The following is a 14,141-nucleotide window of genomic DNA, read 5'->3' as shown; positions in this document are numbered from 1 at the left end:
CTCGGAAAGGGATCCGACCCCGGCCTGACCGCCCTTGATCATCCCTCTGGAGAAAAGCCCCCCTTTGTTAAGGGGGGCGCGCCAACGGCGCGGGGGACAGGAGGAATCCGCGGACCTGAATCTTGCGATTTGCGTATCGCCGACGGGCGATACACAAATCGTCAACATTCAGGTATAAGCTGTTCTCCCGATGGAGACAGACACTACACGCTTGGGTCTGATCGAAGCCGGAGCCCCGCTTTCTGCTCCGGGCGTCGAAGCATCGCCCAACGTCACGACGTTGCACCGCCCCGGTTCGGTCCGGCTGCTCTCGCTCGACGCCCACGGACGCGTACTGGACTGGATCACCTGGCAGGATGCCGCCTGCCTCTACGCCCGCGAGGCCGTCGCCTGGACCCTTGGCGACCCCTGCCTGCACATCCACGGCGGAACCAACCGGTTCAGCGGCCTGCAGAGTGGCCTGGACCTGCATCCGATCATCGCCGCGCGCGGCCACGCGCGATCCCGTGCCATCGACCCTACCCCGAACCTGACCAACCCGGCCCTGTTCGCCCGCGATTCGCACCTGTGCCTGTATTGCGGCCAGCAGTTCAACCGTCCCTCGCTGACCCGCGACCACGTCATGCCGCTGTCCAAGGGCGGGCTGGACTGCTGGGAAAACGTAGTCACCGCATGCTTCCACTGCAACTCGCGCAAGAGTGACCGTACCCCCCAGCAGGCCGGCATGCCGCTGCTGGCGGTGCCCTACCGGCCCAGCTGGATCGAGCACCTGATCCTGTCCAACCGCAACATCCTGGCCGACCAGATGGCGTTCCTGAAAGCGCAGCTGCCCAAGCGTTCCAAGCTCAGCACCTGAACCTGCCGGCCGGCAACCCTCACCGTCCTGTCACGGACGGCGGCGTTTGCTTGCCCCACCCCCGTTTGAGGGCGAAAATGGTCGTTCAGAACACGTGCGAACATGATGATCGACTCTGCCCGCTATCCCCGCCTCGCGCACATCCAGACGCCGGATGACCTGCGCACGTTCGACGAATCCGAGCTGAGGGCGGTCGCCGACGAACTGCGCGCCTACCTCATCGAATCGGTGGGCAAGAGCGGCGGACATTTCGCCGCCGGCCTGGGCGTGATCGAACTCACCGTCGCCCTTCACTACCTGTACCAGACCCCGCATGACCAGCTGGTCTGGGATGTGGGCCATCAGACCTACCCGCACAAGATCCTCACCGGCCGCCGTGACGAGATCCACACCGTCAAGCAGAAGGACGGCGTGGCGCCGTTCCCCAAGCGCGAGGAAAGCGAGTTCGACACCTTTGGGGTCGGTCACTCCTCGACCTCGATCTCCGCCGCACTGGGCATGGCCATCGCCCGCCAGTCACAGGGCGACGACCGCAAGATCGTGGCAGTGATCGGTGACGGCGCGATGACCGCCGGCATGGCCTTCGAGGCGCTGATGCACGCGGGCGGCATGGAGCCGGAGCCGAATCTGCTGGTGATCCTCAACGACAACAACATGTCGATCTCCGAGGCCGTCGGCGGGCTGACCAAGATGCTCGGCCGCGCCACCGGCAGCCGCACGCTCAATGCACTGCGCGAAGGCGGCAAGAAGATCCTGGGCGACAAGAAGAACAATCCGGCGCGCTTCGTGAAGCGCTGGGAAGAGCACTGGAAAGGCATGTTCGTGCCCTCCACGATGTTCGAGGAGATGGGCTTCCACTACACCGGCCCGATCGACGGCCATGACCTGCCCGCCCTGCTGTCCACGCTGAAGACGCTGCGCGCCTCCAAGGGCCCCAAGCTGCTGCACGTGATGACCACCAAGGGCAAGGGCTACGAGCCTGCCGAAGGCGACCAGATCGGTTATCACGCAGTGGGCCCGTTCGATCCCGACAAGGGCCTGGTGGCCAAGACCGGCGCCAAGAAGCCGACCTACACCGACGTGTTCGGCGACTGGCTGTGCGATGCTGCCGCCGCGGAGCCACGCCTGTACGGCATCACCCCGGCGATGCGCGAAGGCTCCGGCCTGGTGCGCTTCAGCAGGGAATACCCGCAGCGCTACTTCGACGTGGCGATCGCCGAGCAGCACGCGGTCACCCTGGCCGCCGGCATGGCCACCCAGGGCGGCAAGCCGGTGGTGGCGATCTATTCCACCTTCCTGCAGCGCGCGTACGACCAGCTGGTGCATGACGTGGCCATCCAGGACCTCGACGTGCTGTTCGCGATTGATCGCGCCGGCGTGGTCGGACCGGATGGGGCGACCCATGCCGGCAACCTCGACCTGAGCTTCCTGCGCTGCGTGCCGAACATGGTGGTGATGGCCCCGTCGAACGAGGCGGAGTGCAGGCAGATGCTCAGCACCGGTCTGCAGTACGCCGGCCCGGCCGCCGTGCGTTACCCGCGTGGCAGCGGTACCGGCGTCGCGGCCGGCAGTGACCTGTCCACGCTGCCGATCGGCAAGGGCGAGCTGCGCGTGCAGGGCAGCCACATCGCCCTGCTGGCGTTCGGCAGCACCGTTGCCGCCGCCGAACAGGTGGGCCGCGAGTTGGGCCTGAGCGTGGTCAACATGCGCTTCATCAAGCCGCTGGACCGCGACCTGGTGCTGGCAATGGCCGCCCAGCACGAAGGCCTGGTGACCATCGAAGACAACGTGGTGGCCGGTGGCGCCGGTTCCGGCGTGGCCGAACTGCTCAATGCCGAAGCGGTGCTGCGACCGATCCTGCATCTCGGCCTGCCCGACGCCTACCAGCATCATGCCAGCCGCGAGGACCTGCTGGCTGAAGCCGGCATCGATGCCGCCGGGATCCGCGCGGCCGTGCTCAAGCGCTGGCCGCAGCTGGCTGCCACCACTCCGCCGCTGAGCGCGGCGGGCTGACCGTTCCGGGTGGAACCGGGCAGGCGCCCGGTTTCCCCGCGCCTGCTGCGGAACGACGCCCGGTCCCTGTTCAACCGTAGCTGATCGCTTCCACGAACGCGCCGCTGGCTTCCACGCGCACGGCGGCGCGCTGCCCGGTGTCCACGAAGTGCAGCCTGGCCAGGGCCTGGGCGAAATCGAAGGCGCGGGCGCCGTCGCGGAACTCGATCGGCTCCGGTCTATCCGGATGCAGAACACGCCATTGGCGCTGTTCGCACTGAAGGCGGATCAACATGCAGCTCACTCCTTGAGGCAGCGTATCGATGATGGCGGAAGACGTGCATCGGTGCCGGCACGGACTGCCGATGCAAGCAGGGCACCCGTGCCCTGATTGCAGACGATACGGCGTTCAAACTGTGAGCAATATCAGATTTTTCTGATTTTGACGCAGATGGCCGGAAGGACTCAGTTCACCTGGAACTGGGCGCGGCACCCATCGCTGACCCAGATGCCGCGGCGGTCCCAGCCCCAGGTCCGGCCCTCGATACAGGCACTGCGGGAGTCCTGCCGGATCAGGCGTACGCTGCGGCGGACGCGGGTGTCACAGTATTCCTGTCGATGGCCATTGGAATGACAGGCGATCACTTCGCCACCGCGGCCATTGCCGTTGCCCCATCCACCACCCCAACCGCCGCCACGACGCGACTCGCCGACGAACTCGGCCCGGCAGCCCCGGGTCACCCACACGCCGGAGCGCGACTGGCCCCAGGTCTCGCCCTCCACGCACGGCGAGCCGGACAACTGGCGGATCAGCCGGGGCCGCCCTTCAAGGCGGCACTCATTGCTGCGGTTCTTGACCGATTCGCATCGCACAATGCCGCTGCCGTCGCGGCCGCCATGGCGATCGTCGTCATAACCATAGTTCTGCGCCTGCGCGCCCCCGGCGGCGGCCAGCATCGGCAGCAGTGCGCAGGCCAGGGTGCGCCAGGTGAGTGCGTTGCCCATCGAGATCTCCAGATGAATGCGTGGCGGCAAGCATCCGGGATTCGCGGCGCGGCGCACAGAGGGCAACGCACCGTTGGTTCTTTCCCCATTCAAACAGCTCAACCGCGGCTGACTGCGCAGGGTCGGCCGCTAGGCACCGATCCGCAGTACATCCACTGCCCCCCCCAGTGCCTCCACACGCACGATGCAGTGCTGGCCCGTGCGTCGGTGATGTTCCTGGGCCAGTTCGGTGGCGACATCGAACGCGTCGGCGCCGCGGGCGAACGAGGCGGTGGTGCGCGCCTCGGGGTCCAGCACGAACCAGTGCTGGGCATTGCAGTGGACGGTAAACACCATGATCGACTCCAACGGAGGGAATGGACGCGGCGCCGGGGATGAGGTGAGAGCGCCGATACCTGTTCAGGCTAGCGAGCGCTTCAGGCAGGGCCTATCAGATTTGTCCGAAAAATCCCCGCCGGCGGATCGGAATTCGCGCTTCGTCACATCCCTGAGCCCGTTCACCCCATGACTTTCGTGATTCTTGTCACGAAGTCAGCTTGGCTTCACACTATCGTCACCAACAGGGGCCCCTTCCACATGCGCACCTTCCAACCGCCGCAGCGCTCGACGCTGCTGAAGTTCTACTTCGCAGCCTGCTACCTGGTCCTGATCGAGGAACTGATCCGCGCGTCGATGAGTTGAGCGCTTGCCGCTGCTGCTGGCCCGCCGCACACTGATGGTTTAGGCCACGGAGTGTCCTCGATGAAAGCCCTCATGCTGGCGCCGATGCTGCTAGCCCTGGCCGCCTGCGCGGCACCGCAACAGACGCCCGTGCGCGAAGCGGCAGCCACTTCCGTCCCCGTAGTCGGCGGTGATCGCGATGCCCATGGCTGCATCGGCTCGGCTGGCTACCAGTGGTGCGAGCGCAGCCAGCGCTGCGAGCGCCCCTGGGAACTGGCCCAGGCGCAGGGCCTCGCCAACACCGCCGAGGCGATCGACGCCTACTGCGCGATGCCGGCACAGCCGGCGCGCAGATGAGTGCCGCCCCCATGACGGCGCTCAGTCCCCTACCCACGCTTGCGCGCGGCCGCTATCGCCATTTCAAGGGCGGCGAGTATGAAGTGATCGACATCGTGCGCAGCAGCGAGACCCTGCAGCCGATGGTGCTGTACCGCGCACTGTATGGCGAAGGCGGATTGTGGGTGCGACCGTACGCCATGTTCGTAGAACAGGTACCGGGCGCACTTGGCCCACAGCCTCGTTTCGCACGTATCGAAGACTGACGGCTGTGCGTCTCGCGTGGCAGCGCACGCCTGCGCGCGCTGCCACGCAGGCAGCCGCTAGCTGACCTTCTTCGCGACGGTCATGCCCAGCAGGAACAGCACCACGGCAATGATGATGCCGGCCCAGAACAGGAACTTGGCGATACCCACCGCGGCACCCGCGATGCCGCCGAAGCCGAGCACGCCGGCGATCACACCGATGATGGCGAAGATGATGGCCCACTTGATCATGTCGATCCTTTCCCCACAGGGACTGAAAACAGTGTGATCAGCCTAGGCCGCAGCCGATGCCAGCCTCGTGAGGGAGCCGCGCGTGCGGCGTGAAGCCGCATACGGATCAACGGGGCCGGAAGCGCAGCAGGGCCACCGCGAACGCCAGGAACACGCTGCCCACCAGCCGCTCGAACCAGCGCCGGGCGAACGGCCGGCCGAGCCAACGGCGCAGGCCATGGCCACCGGCGGCATACATCACGTACCAGAACAGCTCGCAGCTGGCGAAGGTTGCCACCAGGACGCTGTACTGCACGGCCTGACCCCGCGCGGGATCGACGAACTGCGGCAGGAACGCCGTGGCGAACAGCAGCAGCTTGGGATTGCTCAGGCCCACCAGCAGGCCGCCGCGGAATACCGCCCAGGCTCCGTCCGCTGACAGCACCGTCGCCGGGGCCTCAACGTCCACCGGCGCTGCCGGCCGGCTGCTGTCGCGCCACGCTTTCAGGCCCAGCCAGGCCAGGTAGGCCACGCCCAGATAGCGCAGCACTTCAAACAGCATGGGTGAGGAGTGCAGCAGTGCGCTCAACCCGGCGGCGGAGGCCGCCAGTACCGCCAGCATGGCCAGCAGGCAGCCGGCCATGGCCGGGAGGCTGGCGCGGAATCCCAGGCCGACGCTGCGTCCGAGGATATGCAGCATGTTCGGTCCAGGGGTGCCACACAGCACGAACACCGTAGCCAGGAACCACCACCAGGTCTGCAGGGACATTCGGCCATCCACGAAAGAGAACCGTCCCAGCATAGGCGGTGGCTCACCGCGACGTCACATACAGCGCGATGCCGATGCGACGGTTACAGGCGGCCACTCACGCATGAACCTGCCGTGCCGCGCGCAGCTCCGACCACGCCGTACCCAGCACGCGCATCGCCGACCGCAGAAACAGCACCAGCAGTGCGGCCGCCACCAGCAGATCGGGCCAGCCCGCACCGAACAGCGCCACCAGCCCTGCAGCCAGCAGCACCGCCGAGCCCTCGTACAGATCGTTGCGCGAGCACTCCCAGGCGGACGCCAGGTTGACGTCATCGTTGCGATAGGGTGTGAGCAGCCACAGGCACAGTGCATTGGCTGCCAGATTGAGCAGGGCGGCCAAGCCCATGCTGGCGAACAGCGGCACCTCCGGATGCAGCAGGCGCCAACCGATCTGCACCGCCACGGCCACCGCTGCGGCAAGGATCAGCAGCCCCTTGAACAGCGCCACACGTGCCTTGGCGACGATGCCCGCACCCACCACCGCGAGGCTGAGCGCATAGGTGGCCGCGTCGCCCAGATTATCCAGCGCACCGGACAGCAGTGACGAAGAATGGCTGTACCAGGCGGCCAGCACCATCATCGCGAACGTGGCAAGGTTGACCAGCAGCACGATCCGCAGCACGCGGCGGTGACGCGCCTGCATCGCCGCCAGGTCCATCGTCCTGCCGCAGCCACAGCATTCGCCCATCACCCTGCCCTCGATCATCGATGGCCGCATTATCGCGCCTGTCAGCGGTCGCGGCGACATCGCCGCCCGCCTGTGCTGCAATGGCGCCTCCCCACCTGGAGCGGCACATGAAGACCCTGGGCCTGATCGGCGGCATGAGCTGGGAGAGTTCGGCGCAGTACTACCGCCTCATCAACGAAGAGGTGCGCCGTCGCCTGGGGGCCGCGCACTCGGCGCAGCTGCTGATGTGGTCGGTGGATTTCGCTCCGATCAAGCAGTTGCAGCACGACGGCGACTGGGATGCGCTTGCGCGGCACATGGTGGATGCGGCAGAGCGGTTGCAGGCGGGCGGCGCCGATGTACTGCTGATCTGCACCAACACGATGCACGCGCTGACCGCACAGATCGAAGCAGCCTGCCCGCTGCCGCTGCTGCACATCGCCGACCCGACTGCCACCGCCATCGTGGCGGCCGGTTGGCGCAGGGTGGGCCTGCTCGGTACGGCCTTCACCATGGAGCAGGACTTCTACCGGGGACGCCTTGCCGGTCGCTTCGGGCTGGAAGTGCTGGTACCCGACGCCGAAGATCGCCAGCAGGTCCACGACATCATCTACCAGGAGCTGATCGCCGGCGTGGTCAGCGAGCGCTCGCGACAGGTCTACGCAGACGTGATCGCGCGGCTGGTGGCGCGTGGTGCCGAAGCGATCATTCTCGGCTGTACCGAAATCATGCTGCTGGTACGCCCGCAGGACAGTGCGGTGCCGCTGTTCGACACCACCAGCCTGCACGCCCAGGCAGCGGTTGACGCCGCGCTGGCGGGATAGACGGCCGGCGTGGACGCGATCACTCCGCCCCCTGCACTTCCAGCGCCGTGACCAGCCAATCCACCACCGCCTGCGAGTCGCACAGGAAGAAGATCGCATCCCCGGACCGGGCCTCGGTCAACAACCGATAGACCGTGATCGCCACCGCCGACTGGTTGGCGATGAACACTTCGGGGCTGCGCGGCCCCTCGTTGTGCCGGGAAACGGCCTGCAATGCGCGGCGCGCGGCCACCGTTGCGGCCGGGTCGGCACTGCGGGTCAACTCGGGCCCACGCAGGCCCCAGCTGACAAAGACGTGCTTGCCCTTGAACGTGGTGTCCAGGACCTGCACCTCGGCGGCACCTGCCTCAGCCGAGCGATGAATGACGGTACTGCTGATCAACGCAACCCCCTGTGGTCGTCGTGGTCCGCGCATCCACCTCCACGGACCCGCTGCACGCCCGTGACCGCAGCCACATGCTGCGCCAGCGGACGCGGAAGAGAGACGGAAGGAGAAACCGATGCGATCGGATGTGCAGCGATGATACGGGATGTCGGTCACGCATGGGCCGGCGTACGCGGCCGCATCGCCCATCGGTTCACCCACAAAAAAGCCCACGCATCGCTGCGCGGGCCTTCTGTTCCATCACAGTGGTCGGGACGGCCGGATTCGAACCGACGACCCTCTGCCCCCCAGGCAGATGCGCTACCAGGCTGCGCTACGCCCCGACTGATGCTGCGATGTTCCCGCCAGTGCGGCGGGGCGTGAAGTATAGCGGATCACGCGGGATTTGGGTCACCGGCGAAGCAATTGCAGCACTTCTTCCAGCTCCATCCGCACCTGCTTGATGATCTGGTTGCTCAGCGCCGATTCCTCGCGGGCATCGGGGCCCTCCAGACGCAGGCGGGCACCGCCGATCGTGTAGCCCTGTTCGTACAGCAGGCTGCGGATCTGCCGCACCATCAGCACGTCATGGCGCTGGTAGTAGCGGCGGTTGCCGCGGCGCTTGGCCGGCTCAAGGCTGGGAAACTCGGTTTCCCAGTAGCGCAGCACGTGCGGCTTGACGTCGCACAGCTCGCTCACCTCACCGATGGTGAAGTAGCGCTTGGCCGGGATCGGCGGTAGTTCGCGGTTACTGCCCGGATCCAGCATAAGCTTCCACCCTTTCCTTGAGCTTCTGGCCCGGACGGAAGGTGACCACCGTACGGGCGGAAATCGGAATTTCCTCGCCGGTCTTCGGATTGCGGCCCGGACGCTGGTTCTTGCGCCGCAGGTCGAAATTGCCGAAGCCCGACAGCTTCACCTGACGTCCCTGTTCCAATGCTTCACGCAGCACATCGAAAAACGCGTCGACGAATTCCTTGGCTTCACGCTTGTTCAGACCGACTTCGTCGAACAGCTTTTCCGCCATCTCCGCCTTGGTCAATGCCATTGCCTGCTACCCCCCGAGTGCTGCCCGCTCAGCCGCGGATCCGGGCGTGGTGTTCACGCTCGATGGCGGTGACCGCCTCGGCCACCACCGCATCCACGTCGCGGTCCGTCAGAGTGCGCGACTTGTCCTGCAAAATCAAGCCCATAGCGAGACTCTTGAATCCCGGCTCGACCCCCTGACCCACATAGCGGTCGAACAGGTTCAGCTCGCGCAGGAGCGGGCCGGCGGCCTGGCGGACCGTAGCGGCCAGATCGCTCCAGGCCACCTGCTCCGGCACCAGGAACGCCAGGTCGCGGCGTACCGCCGGGAAGCGCGACAGTTCGCCGGCACGCGGCAGGCGGCGCGCCGACAGCGGCTCCAGGTCCAGCTCGAAGGCGTAGACGTCGGCCTCGATGTCCATCGCCTTGGCCAGGCGCGGGTGGATCTGGCCGATCCAGCCGATCGCAACCCCGTCGCGGAACACCTCGGCCGAGCGCGCCGGGTGGCCATGCGCACGGCTCGACGGGCGGAACTCCAGCGAGGCACCACTGGCAGCAGCCAGGGACTCCAGATCACCCTTCAGGTCATGGAAATCGACCTTGCGGGAAGGCAGACCCCACTGCACCGCCTGCGCATCGCCGCACACCGCGGCAGCAACACGCGGAGTTTCCAGCGGCGCCGGCTGGCCCTCCCCGGCCTGGCGGGCGAACACGCGGCCGATCTCGAACAGGCGCACCCGGCCCAACTGGCGCGCGGCGTTGCGGCCCAGCGTGGCCACCAGGCCCGGCAGCAGCGACGGGCGCATCACCGCCAGTTCGGCCGACAGTGGATTGGCCAGAGGCACCAGATCGTCGCGCAGTTGCCACTGGGTCAGCAGCGCATCGTCGACGAAGGCGAAATTGAGGGTTTCCTGCAGGTCGCGCGCGATCAGCTGGCGACGCACGCTGAGGGTGTCGAGCTGGGTCTCGCTCGGCATCGCCACGCGCGCGGCACCGCCCGGCAGGGTGGTGGGAATCTGCTCGTAGCCATGGATGCGGGCCAGCTCTTCGATCAGGTCCTCTTCGATGGCGATATCGAAACGGCGGCTCGGTGCGGTGACCTGCCAGCCGTCCGCCGTGGCGACCACCTCCATGCCCAGCGCGCGCAGGATGCGCTCCACTTCGGCATCCTCGATGGTGATGCCGAGCACGCGGGTAATGCGCGCGCGGCGCAGCGCGATGGTGGCCGACCGGGGCAGGTCAGCCTCGCGCACGGCCTCGGTGACCGGTGCCGGGGTGCCGCCGGCCAGGTCCAGCACCAGGCGGGTGGCGTACTCGATGGCGGTGCGCGGCAGCGCCGGATCGACGCCGCGCTCGAAGCGGTGGCCGGCATCGGTGTGCAGGCCCAGCTTGCGGCCACGGCCCATGATCGCTGCCGGCGCGAAGTGCGCAGCCTCCAGGAACACGCTGGTGGTCGCGTCGGTCACACGGGAATCGAAGCCCCCCATCAGACCCGCCAGGCCCACCGCGCGATCAGCATCGGTCACGACCAGGAAACTGTCGTCCAGCACGGCATCGCGGCCATCGAGCAGCTTCAGGTTCTCGCCTGCGCGTGCGCGCCGCACGGCGATGCTGCCCTGCAGGGTGCCCAGGTCATAGGCATGCATCGGCTGACCCAGTTCCAGCATCACGTACTGGGTGATGTCGACCAGCAGCGACACCGGACGCACGCCACTGCGGCGCAGGCGCTCGGCCATCCACAGCGGGGTCTTCGCCGCAGGGTTCAGGCCCTCGATGACGCGCCCCAGGTAACGCGGCGCCTCGGCGCCGGCGTCGAGCCGGATCGACAGCTCGCGGCTGCCGACGGCGGCGACCGGTGCTGCAGCGAAGTCCAGCACCTGGCTGCGGGTGGCGGCCGCCACGTCGTAGGCGATGCCGCGCACGCTGAAACAGTCGGCACGGTTCGGGGTCAGCTTGATCTCGATGCTGGCATCGGGCAGACCCAGGTAGTCGACCAGGGTCTGGCCGACCGGGGCATCCGCGGGCAGTTCCAGCAGGCCGGAAGCATCGTTGTCCAGGCCCAGCTCCTTCGCCGAGCACAGCATGCCGTTGGACTCGACACCCCGCAGCTTGGCCGGCTTGATCTTCAGTTCGCCGATCTGCGCACCGACCATCGCCAGCGGCGCGACCAGGCCCGGACGCGCGTTCGGTGCGCCGCAGACGATCTGCAGCAGCTCGCCCTGCCCGGCATCGACCCGGCAGACCTGCAGGCGGTCCGCTTCGGGATGGCGCACGGCCTCGACGATGCGCGCCACCACCACGTGCTGCAGGCCCTCGCCCAACGCGGTCACGTCTTCCACTTCCAGGCCGATCGCGGTCAGCACCGCACTCAGCTCATCGCGCGACGCGCGGGTGGGGACGTGGCTGCGCAGCCAGTTTTCGGAGAATTTCATGTTGTCACCCTGGTGGACCCGGCGCAGGCGCCTGGGCCGTCGAATGTTTGAGTCCGCCAGGCTGGGCCCGGCGTTGCCGAATGCGTTACGCGAACTGCTTCAGGAAGCGCACATCGTTCTCGAAGAACGCGCGCAGATCGTTGACGCCGTAGCGCAGCATCGCGAAACGCTCCACGCCCATGCCGAAGGCGAAACCGGTGTAGCGCTCAGGATCGATGCCGACGCTGCGCAGCACGTTCGGATGGACCATGCCGCAGCCAAGCACTTCCAGCCAGCGGGTGCTGCCATCGGGCTGCTGCCAGGCGATGTCCACTTCCGCACCGGGCTCGACGAACGGGAAGTAGCTGGGACGGAAGCGCATCTCGAAGTCGCGCTCGAAGAAGGCACGGACGAATTCGGCAAGCGTGCCCTTCAGGTCGGCGAAGGTCGAGTGCTCGTCCACCAGCAGGCCTTCGACCTGATGGAACATCGGCGAGTGGGTCTGGTCGCTGTCGCTGCGGTACACCTTGCCGGCGGCGATCATGCGCAGCGGCGGCGCATGGTCGCCCATGTAGCGCACCTGCACACCGGAGGTATGAGTGCGCAGCAGGCGGCCGTCACCGAAGTAGAAGGTGTCATGCATGGCGCGCGCCGGGTGGTGCGGCGGGAAATTCAGCGCCTCGAAGTTGTGCCAGTCATCCTCGATCTCCGGCCCTTCCGACAACTCGTAGCCCAGTCGGCCGAAGATGCCGGTGATGCGCTCCAGGGTACGGGTGATCGGGTGCAGGCCGGCGCGTTCGCCATTGCGGCCCGGCAGGGTGATGTCGATGGCTTCGGCGGCCAGGCGCGCATCCAGTGCCGCATCCTCCAGCAGCGCCTTGCGCTCGCCCAGCGCGCGGGTCAGTGCGTCGCGGGCCTGGTTGATCGCTTCACCGGCGGCCTTGCGCTCGTCGGCCGGCAGGGCGCCGAGCTGCTTGAGCTGCGCAGTGATGCTGCCGCTCTTGCCGAGCAGGGCCACGCGCAGTTGCTCCAGCACGTCGGGGCTCTGTGCAGCAGCCACCTCGGCCAGCGCCTGGGTGGTGAGGGATTGGATGTCGCTCATGGGGGGCCGGAACTCCAGTCGATCTGCCATCGCGGCAGGCGAAGGGCCGACCCCTGTCGCCACCGCCGTCCCCGCGTCGCCGTGGCCACGCCGGGACCCAAAAAAGAATGGGGAAGGACTTGCGCCCTTCCCCATGCATTGCCTTGACCTGACACCGTTCCGGATGAACGGCAACGGCATCGGGAAGGACTTATGCCGCCAGCGCGCCCTTGGCCTTTTCGGCCAGCGCGGCAAAGCCGGCTGCGTCGTGCACGGCGATGTCAGCCAGGACCTTACGGTCCAGGGTGATGCCGGCCTTCAGCAGGCCGTTCATGAAGCGGCTGTAGCTCAGACCATTGATGCGGGCAGCCGCATTGATGCGGGTGATCCACAGCGAACGGAAGTTGCGCTTCTTCTGCTTACGGCCGATGTAGGCGTACTGCTGTGCCTTGATGACCGCCTGCTTGGCGACGCGGAAGACCTTGCGGCGGGCGTTGTAATAGCCCTTGGCGAGATCCAGAATCTTCTTGTGGCGGCGACGCGCCTGTACGCCACGCTTAACTCGTGCCATTTTTCAGTTCCTCAGAGGTAAGGGAGCATGCGGTCCAGACGGCCTGCGTCTTCTGCACGGACATGGCCCGTCTGACGCAGATTACGCTTACGCTTGGTCGCTTTCTTCGTGAGGATGTGGCTACGGTTGGCGTGGCCGCACTTGTACTTGCCCGAGGCGGTCTTGCGGAAACGCTTGGCCGCTGCCCGGTTGGTCTTGATCTTGGGCATTGCAATGTCCTTGATGGGATTTGACCCTGGTTTCTGACTGATCTGGCGGCGGCCTGGGCCGCTCTTTCCGTCCTGCCATGATCGGCGTACGACCCGTCCTGGGTGGGTCGAGCCGGGCATGATACAGGCAAAACCGCCCTGCCACCAGCCCCACCCCCCCCTTGCGCCGGCATTTCACCGGCATCCTGCAAAAGCAAAGGGACGCCAGTGGCGTCCCTTTACCCTGAACCATTCAGCCAGGCGCCCCGGAAGGCGGCCCGTCAGGCCTCAGGTCTTCTTCTTCGGCGCGATCATCATGACCATCTGACGCCCTTCCAGGCGCGGACGGGATTCAATGACGATGTCCTCGCCCAGATCGGTCTCGATCCGGTTGGCCATTTCGCGACCCAGTTCCTGGTGGCTCATTTCACGGCCACGGAAACGGATGTTGACCTTGATCTTGTCGCCTTCTTCAAGGAACCCGCGCATCTTGCGCAGCTTGATCTGGTAGTCGCCCTCGTCCGTGACCGGACGGAACTTCACTTCCTTGATCTCGACCTGCTTGGTCTTCTTCTTGGCCTCGCTGGCCTTCTTCTGCGCTTCGAACTTGAACTTGCCGAAGTCCATGATCTTGCAGACCGGCGGATCGGCCTGCGGCTGGATTTCGACCAGGTCCAGGCCTTCATCTTCGGCCATGGACAGCGCTTCGTCGCGCGACAACACGCCGATCATTTCTCCGTCACTGCCGATCACGCGGACGCGCGGCACACGGATTTCCTGATTCTTGCGGTTCTGTTTGTTGTCAGGGGTGCTGATATTACGTTCTCCCAAGGGTATCGAACCGGTCCGGGTGCCTGTGCCCCCGGACCGGAC

The 14,141-nt window shown here is 66.6% G+C and carries 19 protein-coding genes and 1 tRNA gene; 5 read left to right on the top strand and 15 right to left on the bottom strand.

What is annotated here, in order from left to right:
- The first annotated feature begins 190 nt into the window (after positions 1 to 190).
- Positions 191 to 856 (top strand): HNH endonuclease, encoded by a 666-nt coding sequence (locus AC06FB_RS05695; protein ID WP_053518701.1) that lies wholly within the window; start codon positions 191 to 193, stop codon positions 854 to 856.
- A gap of 105 nt (positions 857 to 961) precedes the next feature.
- The gene (dxs, locus tag AC06FB_RS05690; protein WP_065175547.1) at positions 962 to 2,869 is read left to right on the top strand and encodes a 1-deoxy-D-xylulose-5-phosphate synthase; all 1,908 of its coding nucleotides are present in this window, start codon (positions 962 to 964) and stop codon (positions 2,867 to 2,869) included.
- A 70-nt stretch (positions 2,870 to 2,939) separates the two neighbouring features.
- On the opposite strand, the gene AC06FB_RS05685 is transcribed toward dxs, so the two are convergent.
- From AC06FB_RS05685 to AC06FB_RS05675, 3 genes are all read right to left on the bottom strand, one after another.
- Entirely contained in the window at positions 2,940 to 3,143 is a 204-nt protein-coding gene (locus tag AC06FB_RS05685) for a hypothetical protein (RefSeq protein ID WP_053518700.1), read from the bottom strand.
- 170 nt (positions 3,144 to 3,313) lie between these two features.
- Positions 3,314 to 3,853, bottom strand: coding sequence for a DUF3011 domain-containing protein (locus tag AC06FB_RS05680; protein WP_111186452.1), 540 nt, complete (start codon positions 3,851 to 3,853; stop codon positions 3,314 to 3,316).
- 129 nt (positions 3,854 to 3,982) lie between these two features.
- Positions 3,983 to 4,189: a hypothetical protein gene (locus tag AC06FB_RS05675; RefSeq protein ID WP_065175527.1), complete on the bottom strand. Its 207-nt coding sequence runs from the start codon at positions 4,187 to 4,189 to the stop codon at positions 3,983 to 3,985.
- 405 nt (positions 4,190 to 4,594) lie between these two features.
- Here AC06FB_RS05675 and AC06FB_RS05670 point away from each other — a divergent pair, with 405 nt between their 5' ends.
- On the top strand, positions 4,595 to 4,870 hold the full coding sequence (locus tag AC06FB_RS05670) for a hypothetical protein (RefSeq protein WP_128988803.1): 276 nt from the start codon (positions 4,595 to 4,597) through the stop codon (positions 4,868 to 4,870).
- An 11-nt stretch (positions 4,871 to 4,881) separates the two neighbouring features.
- On the top strand, positions 4,882 to 5,115 hold the full coding sequence (locus tag AC06FB_RS05665; RefSeq protein WP_053518695.1) for a DUF1653 domain-containing protein: 234 nt from the start codon (positions 4,882 to 4,884) through the stop codon (positions 5,113 to 5,115).
- Between the two features lie 57 nt (positions 5,116 to 5,172).
- Here the strand turns inward: AC06FB_RS05665 and AC06FB_RS05660 are convergent, their stop codons facing one another.
- The 3 genes from AC06FB_RS05660 to AC06FB_RS05650 form a co-directional block, all read right to left on the bottom strand.
- Positions 5,173 to 5,346, bottom strand: a complete 174-nt coding sequence (locus tag AC06FB_RS05660) for a DUF1328 domain-containing protein (RefSeq protein WP_006380555.1) — start codon at positions 5,344 to 5,346, stop codon at positions 5,173 to 5,175.
- Positions 5,347 to 5,452: 106 nt separating this feature from the next.
- Positions 5,453 to 6,094, bottom strand: coding sequence for a LysE family translocator (locus AC06FB_RS05655; protein WP_053518693.1), 642 nt, complete (start codon positions 6,092 to 6,094; stop codon positions 5,453 to 5,455).
- A gap of 97 nt (positions 6,095 to 6,191) precedes the next feature.
- Positions 6,192 to 6,824 carry a cation efflux transmembrane domain-containing protein gene (locus tag AC06FB_RS05650; protein WP_080375309.1) on the bottom strand — a complete coding sequence of 211 codons (633 nt, stop codon included), beginning with the start codon at positions 6,822 to 6,824 and terminating at the stop codon, positions 6,192 to 6,194.
- A 107-nt stretch (positions 6,825 to 6,931) separates the two neighbouring features.
- Between AC06FB_RS05650 and AC06FB_RS05645 the strand changes: the two genes are divergently transcribed.
- Complete coding sequence (locus tag AC06FB_RS05645; protein WP_053518692.1) at positions 6,932 to 7,627, top strand: aspartate/glutamate racemase family protein; 696 nt, start codon at positions 6,932 to 6,934, stop codon at positions 7,625 to 7,627.
- A 19-nt stretch (positions 7,628 to 7,646) separates the two neighbouring features.
- On the opposite strand, the gene AC06FB_RS05640 is transcribed toward AC06FB_RS05645, so the two are convergent.
- From AC06FB_RS05640 to infC, 9 genes are all read right to left on the bottom strand, one after another.
- A complete protein-coding gene (locus AC06FB_RS05640) occupies positions 7,647 to 8,042 on the bottom strand; it encodes a hypothetical protein (protein WP_197600329.1) in 396 nt (131 codons plus the stop codon).
- A gap of 216 nt (positions 8,043 to 8,258) precedes the next feature.
- Positions 8,259 to 8,335, bottom strand: a tRNA-Pro gene (locus tag AC06FB_RS05635).
- A 67-nt stretch (positions 8,336 to 8,402) separates the two neighbouring features.
- On the bottom strand, positions 8,403 to 8,759 hold the full coding sequence (locus AC06FB_RS05630) for a MerR family transcriptional regulator (protein ID WP_053518690.1): 357 nt from the start codon (positions 8,757 to 8,759) through the stop codon (positions 8,403 to 8,405).
- On the bottom strand, positions 8,740 to 9,039 hold the full coding sequence (locus AC06FB_RS05625) for an integration host factor subunit alpha (protein ID WP_005410432.1): 300 nt from the start codon (positions 9,037 to 9,039) through the stop codon (positions 8,740 to 8,742). Before AC06FB_RS05625 ends, AC06FB_RS05630 begins: the two co-directional genes overlap by 20 nt.
- A 28-nt stretch (positions 9,040 to 9,067) precedes the next feature.
- Entirely contained in the window at positions 9,068 to 11,449 is a 2,382-nt protein-coding gene (pheT, locus tag AC06FB_RS05620; protein WP_461289168.1) for a phenylalanine--tRNA ligase subunit beta, read from the bottom strand.
- 85 nt (positions 11,450 to 11,534) lie between these two features.
- Positions 11,535 to 12,530, bottom strand: a complete 996-nt coding sequence (locus tag AC06FB_RS05615) for a phenylalanine--tRNA ligase subunit alpha (protein WP_065181862.1) — start codon at positions 12,528 to 12,530, stop codon at positions 11,535 to 11,537.
- A 190-nt stretch (positions 12,531 to 12,720) separates the two neighbouring features.
- Positions 12,721 to 13,080, bottom strand: coding sequence for a 50S ribosomal protein L20 (gene rplT, locus AC06FB_RS05610; RefSeq protein WP_005410435.1), 360 nt, complete (start codon positions 13,078 to 13,080; stop codon positions 12,721 to 12,723).
- A gap of 11 nt (positions 13,081 to 13,091) precedes the next feature.
- Positions 13,092 to 13,289, bottom strand: coding sequence for a 50S ribosomal protein L35 (gene rpmI, locus AC06FB_RS05605; RefSeq protein ID WP_005410436.1), 198 nt, complete (start codon positions 13,287 to 13,289; stop codon positions 13,092 to 13,094).
- A gap of 267 nt (positions 13,290 to 13,556) precedes the next feature.
- On the bottom strand, positions 13,557 to 14,099 hold the full coding sequence (infC, locus tag AC06FB_RS05600) for a translation initiation factor IF-3 (RefSeq protein ID WP_079222586.1): 543 nt from the start codon (positions 14,097 to 14,099) through the stop codon (positions 13,557 to 13,559).
- Positions 14,100 to 14,141: the final 42 nt, after the last annotated feature.

This window comes from Stenotrophomonas sp. Steno-C15, from assembly GCF_056393265.1.
This window is presented reverse-complemented; position numbering and strand designations above follow the sequence as displayed.

Coding starts and splice junctions, on each gene's coding strand:
- AC06FB_RS05685 (WP_053518700.1), bottom strand. CDS start 3,143: ATGTTGATCCGCCTTCAGTGCGAACAGCGCCAATGGCGTGTTCTGCAT.
- rplT (WP_005410435.1), bottom strand. CDS start 13,080: ATGGCACGAGTTAAGCGTGGCGTACAGGCGCGTCGCCGCCACAAGAAG.
- AC06FB_RS05630 (WP_053518690.1), bottom strand. CDS start 8,759: ATGCTGGATCCGGGCAGTAACCGCGAACTACCGCCGATCCCGGCCAAG.
- dxs (WP_065175547.1), top strand. CDS start 962: ATGATCGACTCTGCCCGCTATCCCCGCCTCGCGCACATCCAGACGCCG.
- AC06FB_RS05625 (WP_005410432.1), bottom strand. CDS start 9,039: ATGGCATTGACCAAGGCGGAGATGGCGGAAAAGCTGTTCGACGAAGTC.
- AC06FB_RS05675 (WP_065175527.1), bottom strand. CDS start 4,189: ATGGTGTTTACCGTCCACTGCAATGCCCAGCACTGGTTCGTGCTGGAC.
- AC06FB_RS05670 (WP_128988803.1), top strand. CDS start 4,595: ATGAAAGCCCTCATGCTGGCGCCGATGCTGCTAGCCCTGGCCGCCTGC.
- AC06FB_RS05640 (WP_197600329.1), bottom strand. CDS start 8,042: ATGCGCGGACCACGACGACCACAGGGGGTTGCGTTGATCAGCAGTACC.
- pheT (WP_461289168.1), bottom strand. CDS start 11,449: ATGAAATTCTCCGAAAACTGGCTGCGCAGCCACGTCCCCACCCGCGCG.
- AC06FB_RS05650 (WP_080375309.1), bottom strand. CDS start 6,824: ATGGGCGAATGCTGTGGCTGCGGCAGGACGATGGACCTGGCGGCGATG.
- AC06FB_RS05645 (WP_053518692.1), top strand. CDS start 6,932: ATGAAGACCCTGGGCCTGATCGGCGGCATGAGCTGGGAGAGTTCGGCG.
- AC06FB_RS05660 (WP_006380555.1), bottom strand. CDS start 5,346: ATGATCAAGTGGGCCATCATCTTCGCCATCATCGGTGTGATCGCCGGC.
- AC06FB_RS05680 (WP_111186452.1), bottom strand. CDS start 3,853: ATGGGCAACGCACTCACCTGGCGCACCCTGGCCTGCGCACTGCTGCCG.
- AC06FB_RS05655 (WP_053518693.1), bottom strand. CDS start 6,094: ATGTCCCTGCAGACCTGGTGGTGGTTCCTGGCTACGGTGTTCGTGCTG.
- AC06FB_RS05615 (WP_065181862.1), bottom strand. CDS start 12,530: ATGAGCGACATCCAATCCCTCACCACCCAGGCGCTGGCCGAGGTGGCT.
- rpmI (WP_005410436.1), bottom strand. CDS start 13,289: ATGCCCAAGATCAAGACCAACCGGGCAGCGGCCAAGCGTTTCCGCAAG.
- AC06FB_RS05695 (WP_053518701.1), top strand. CDS start 191: ATGGAGACAGACACTACACGCTTGGGTCTGATCGAAGCCGGAGCCCCG.
- AC06FB_RS05665 (WP_053518695.1), top strand. CDS start 4,882: ATGACGGCGCTCAGTCCCCTACCCACGCTTGCGCGCGGCCGCTATCGC.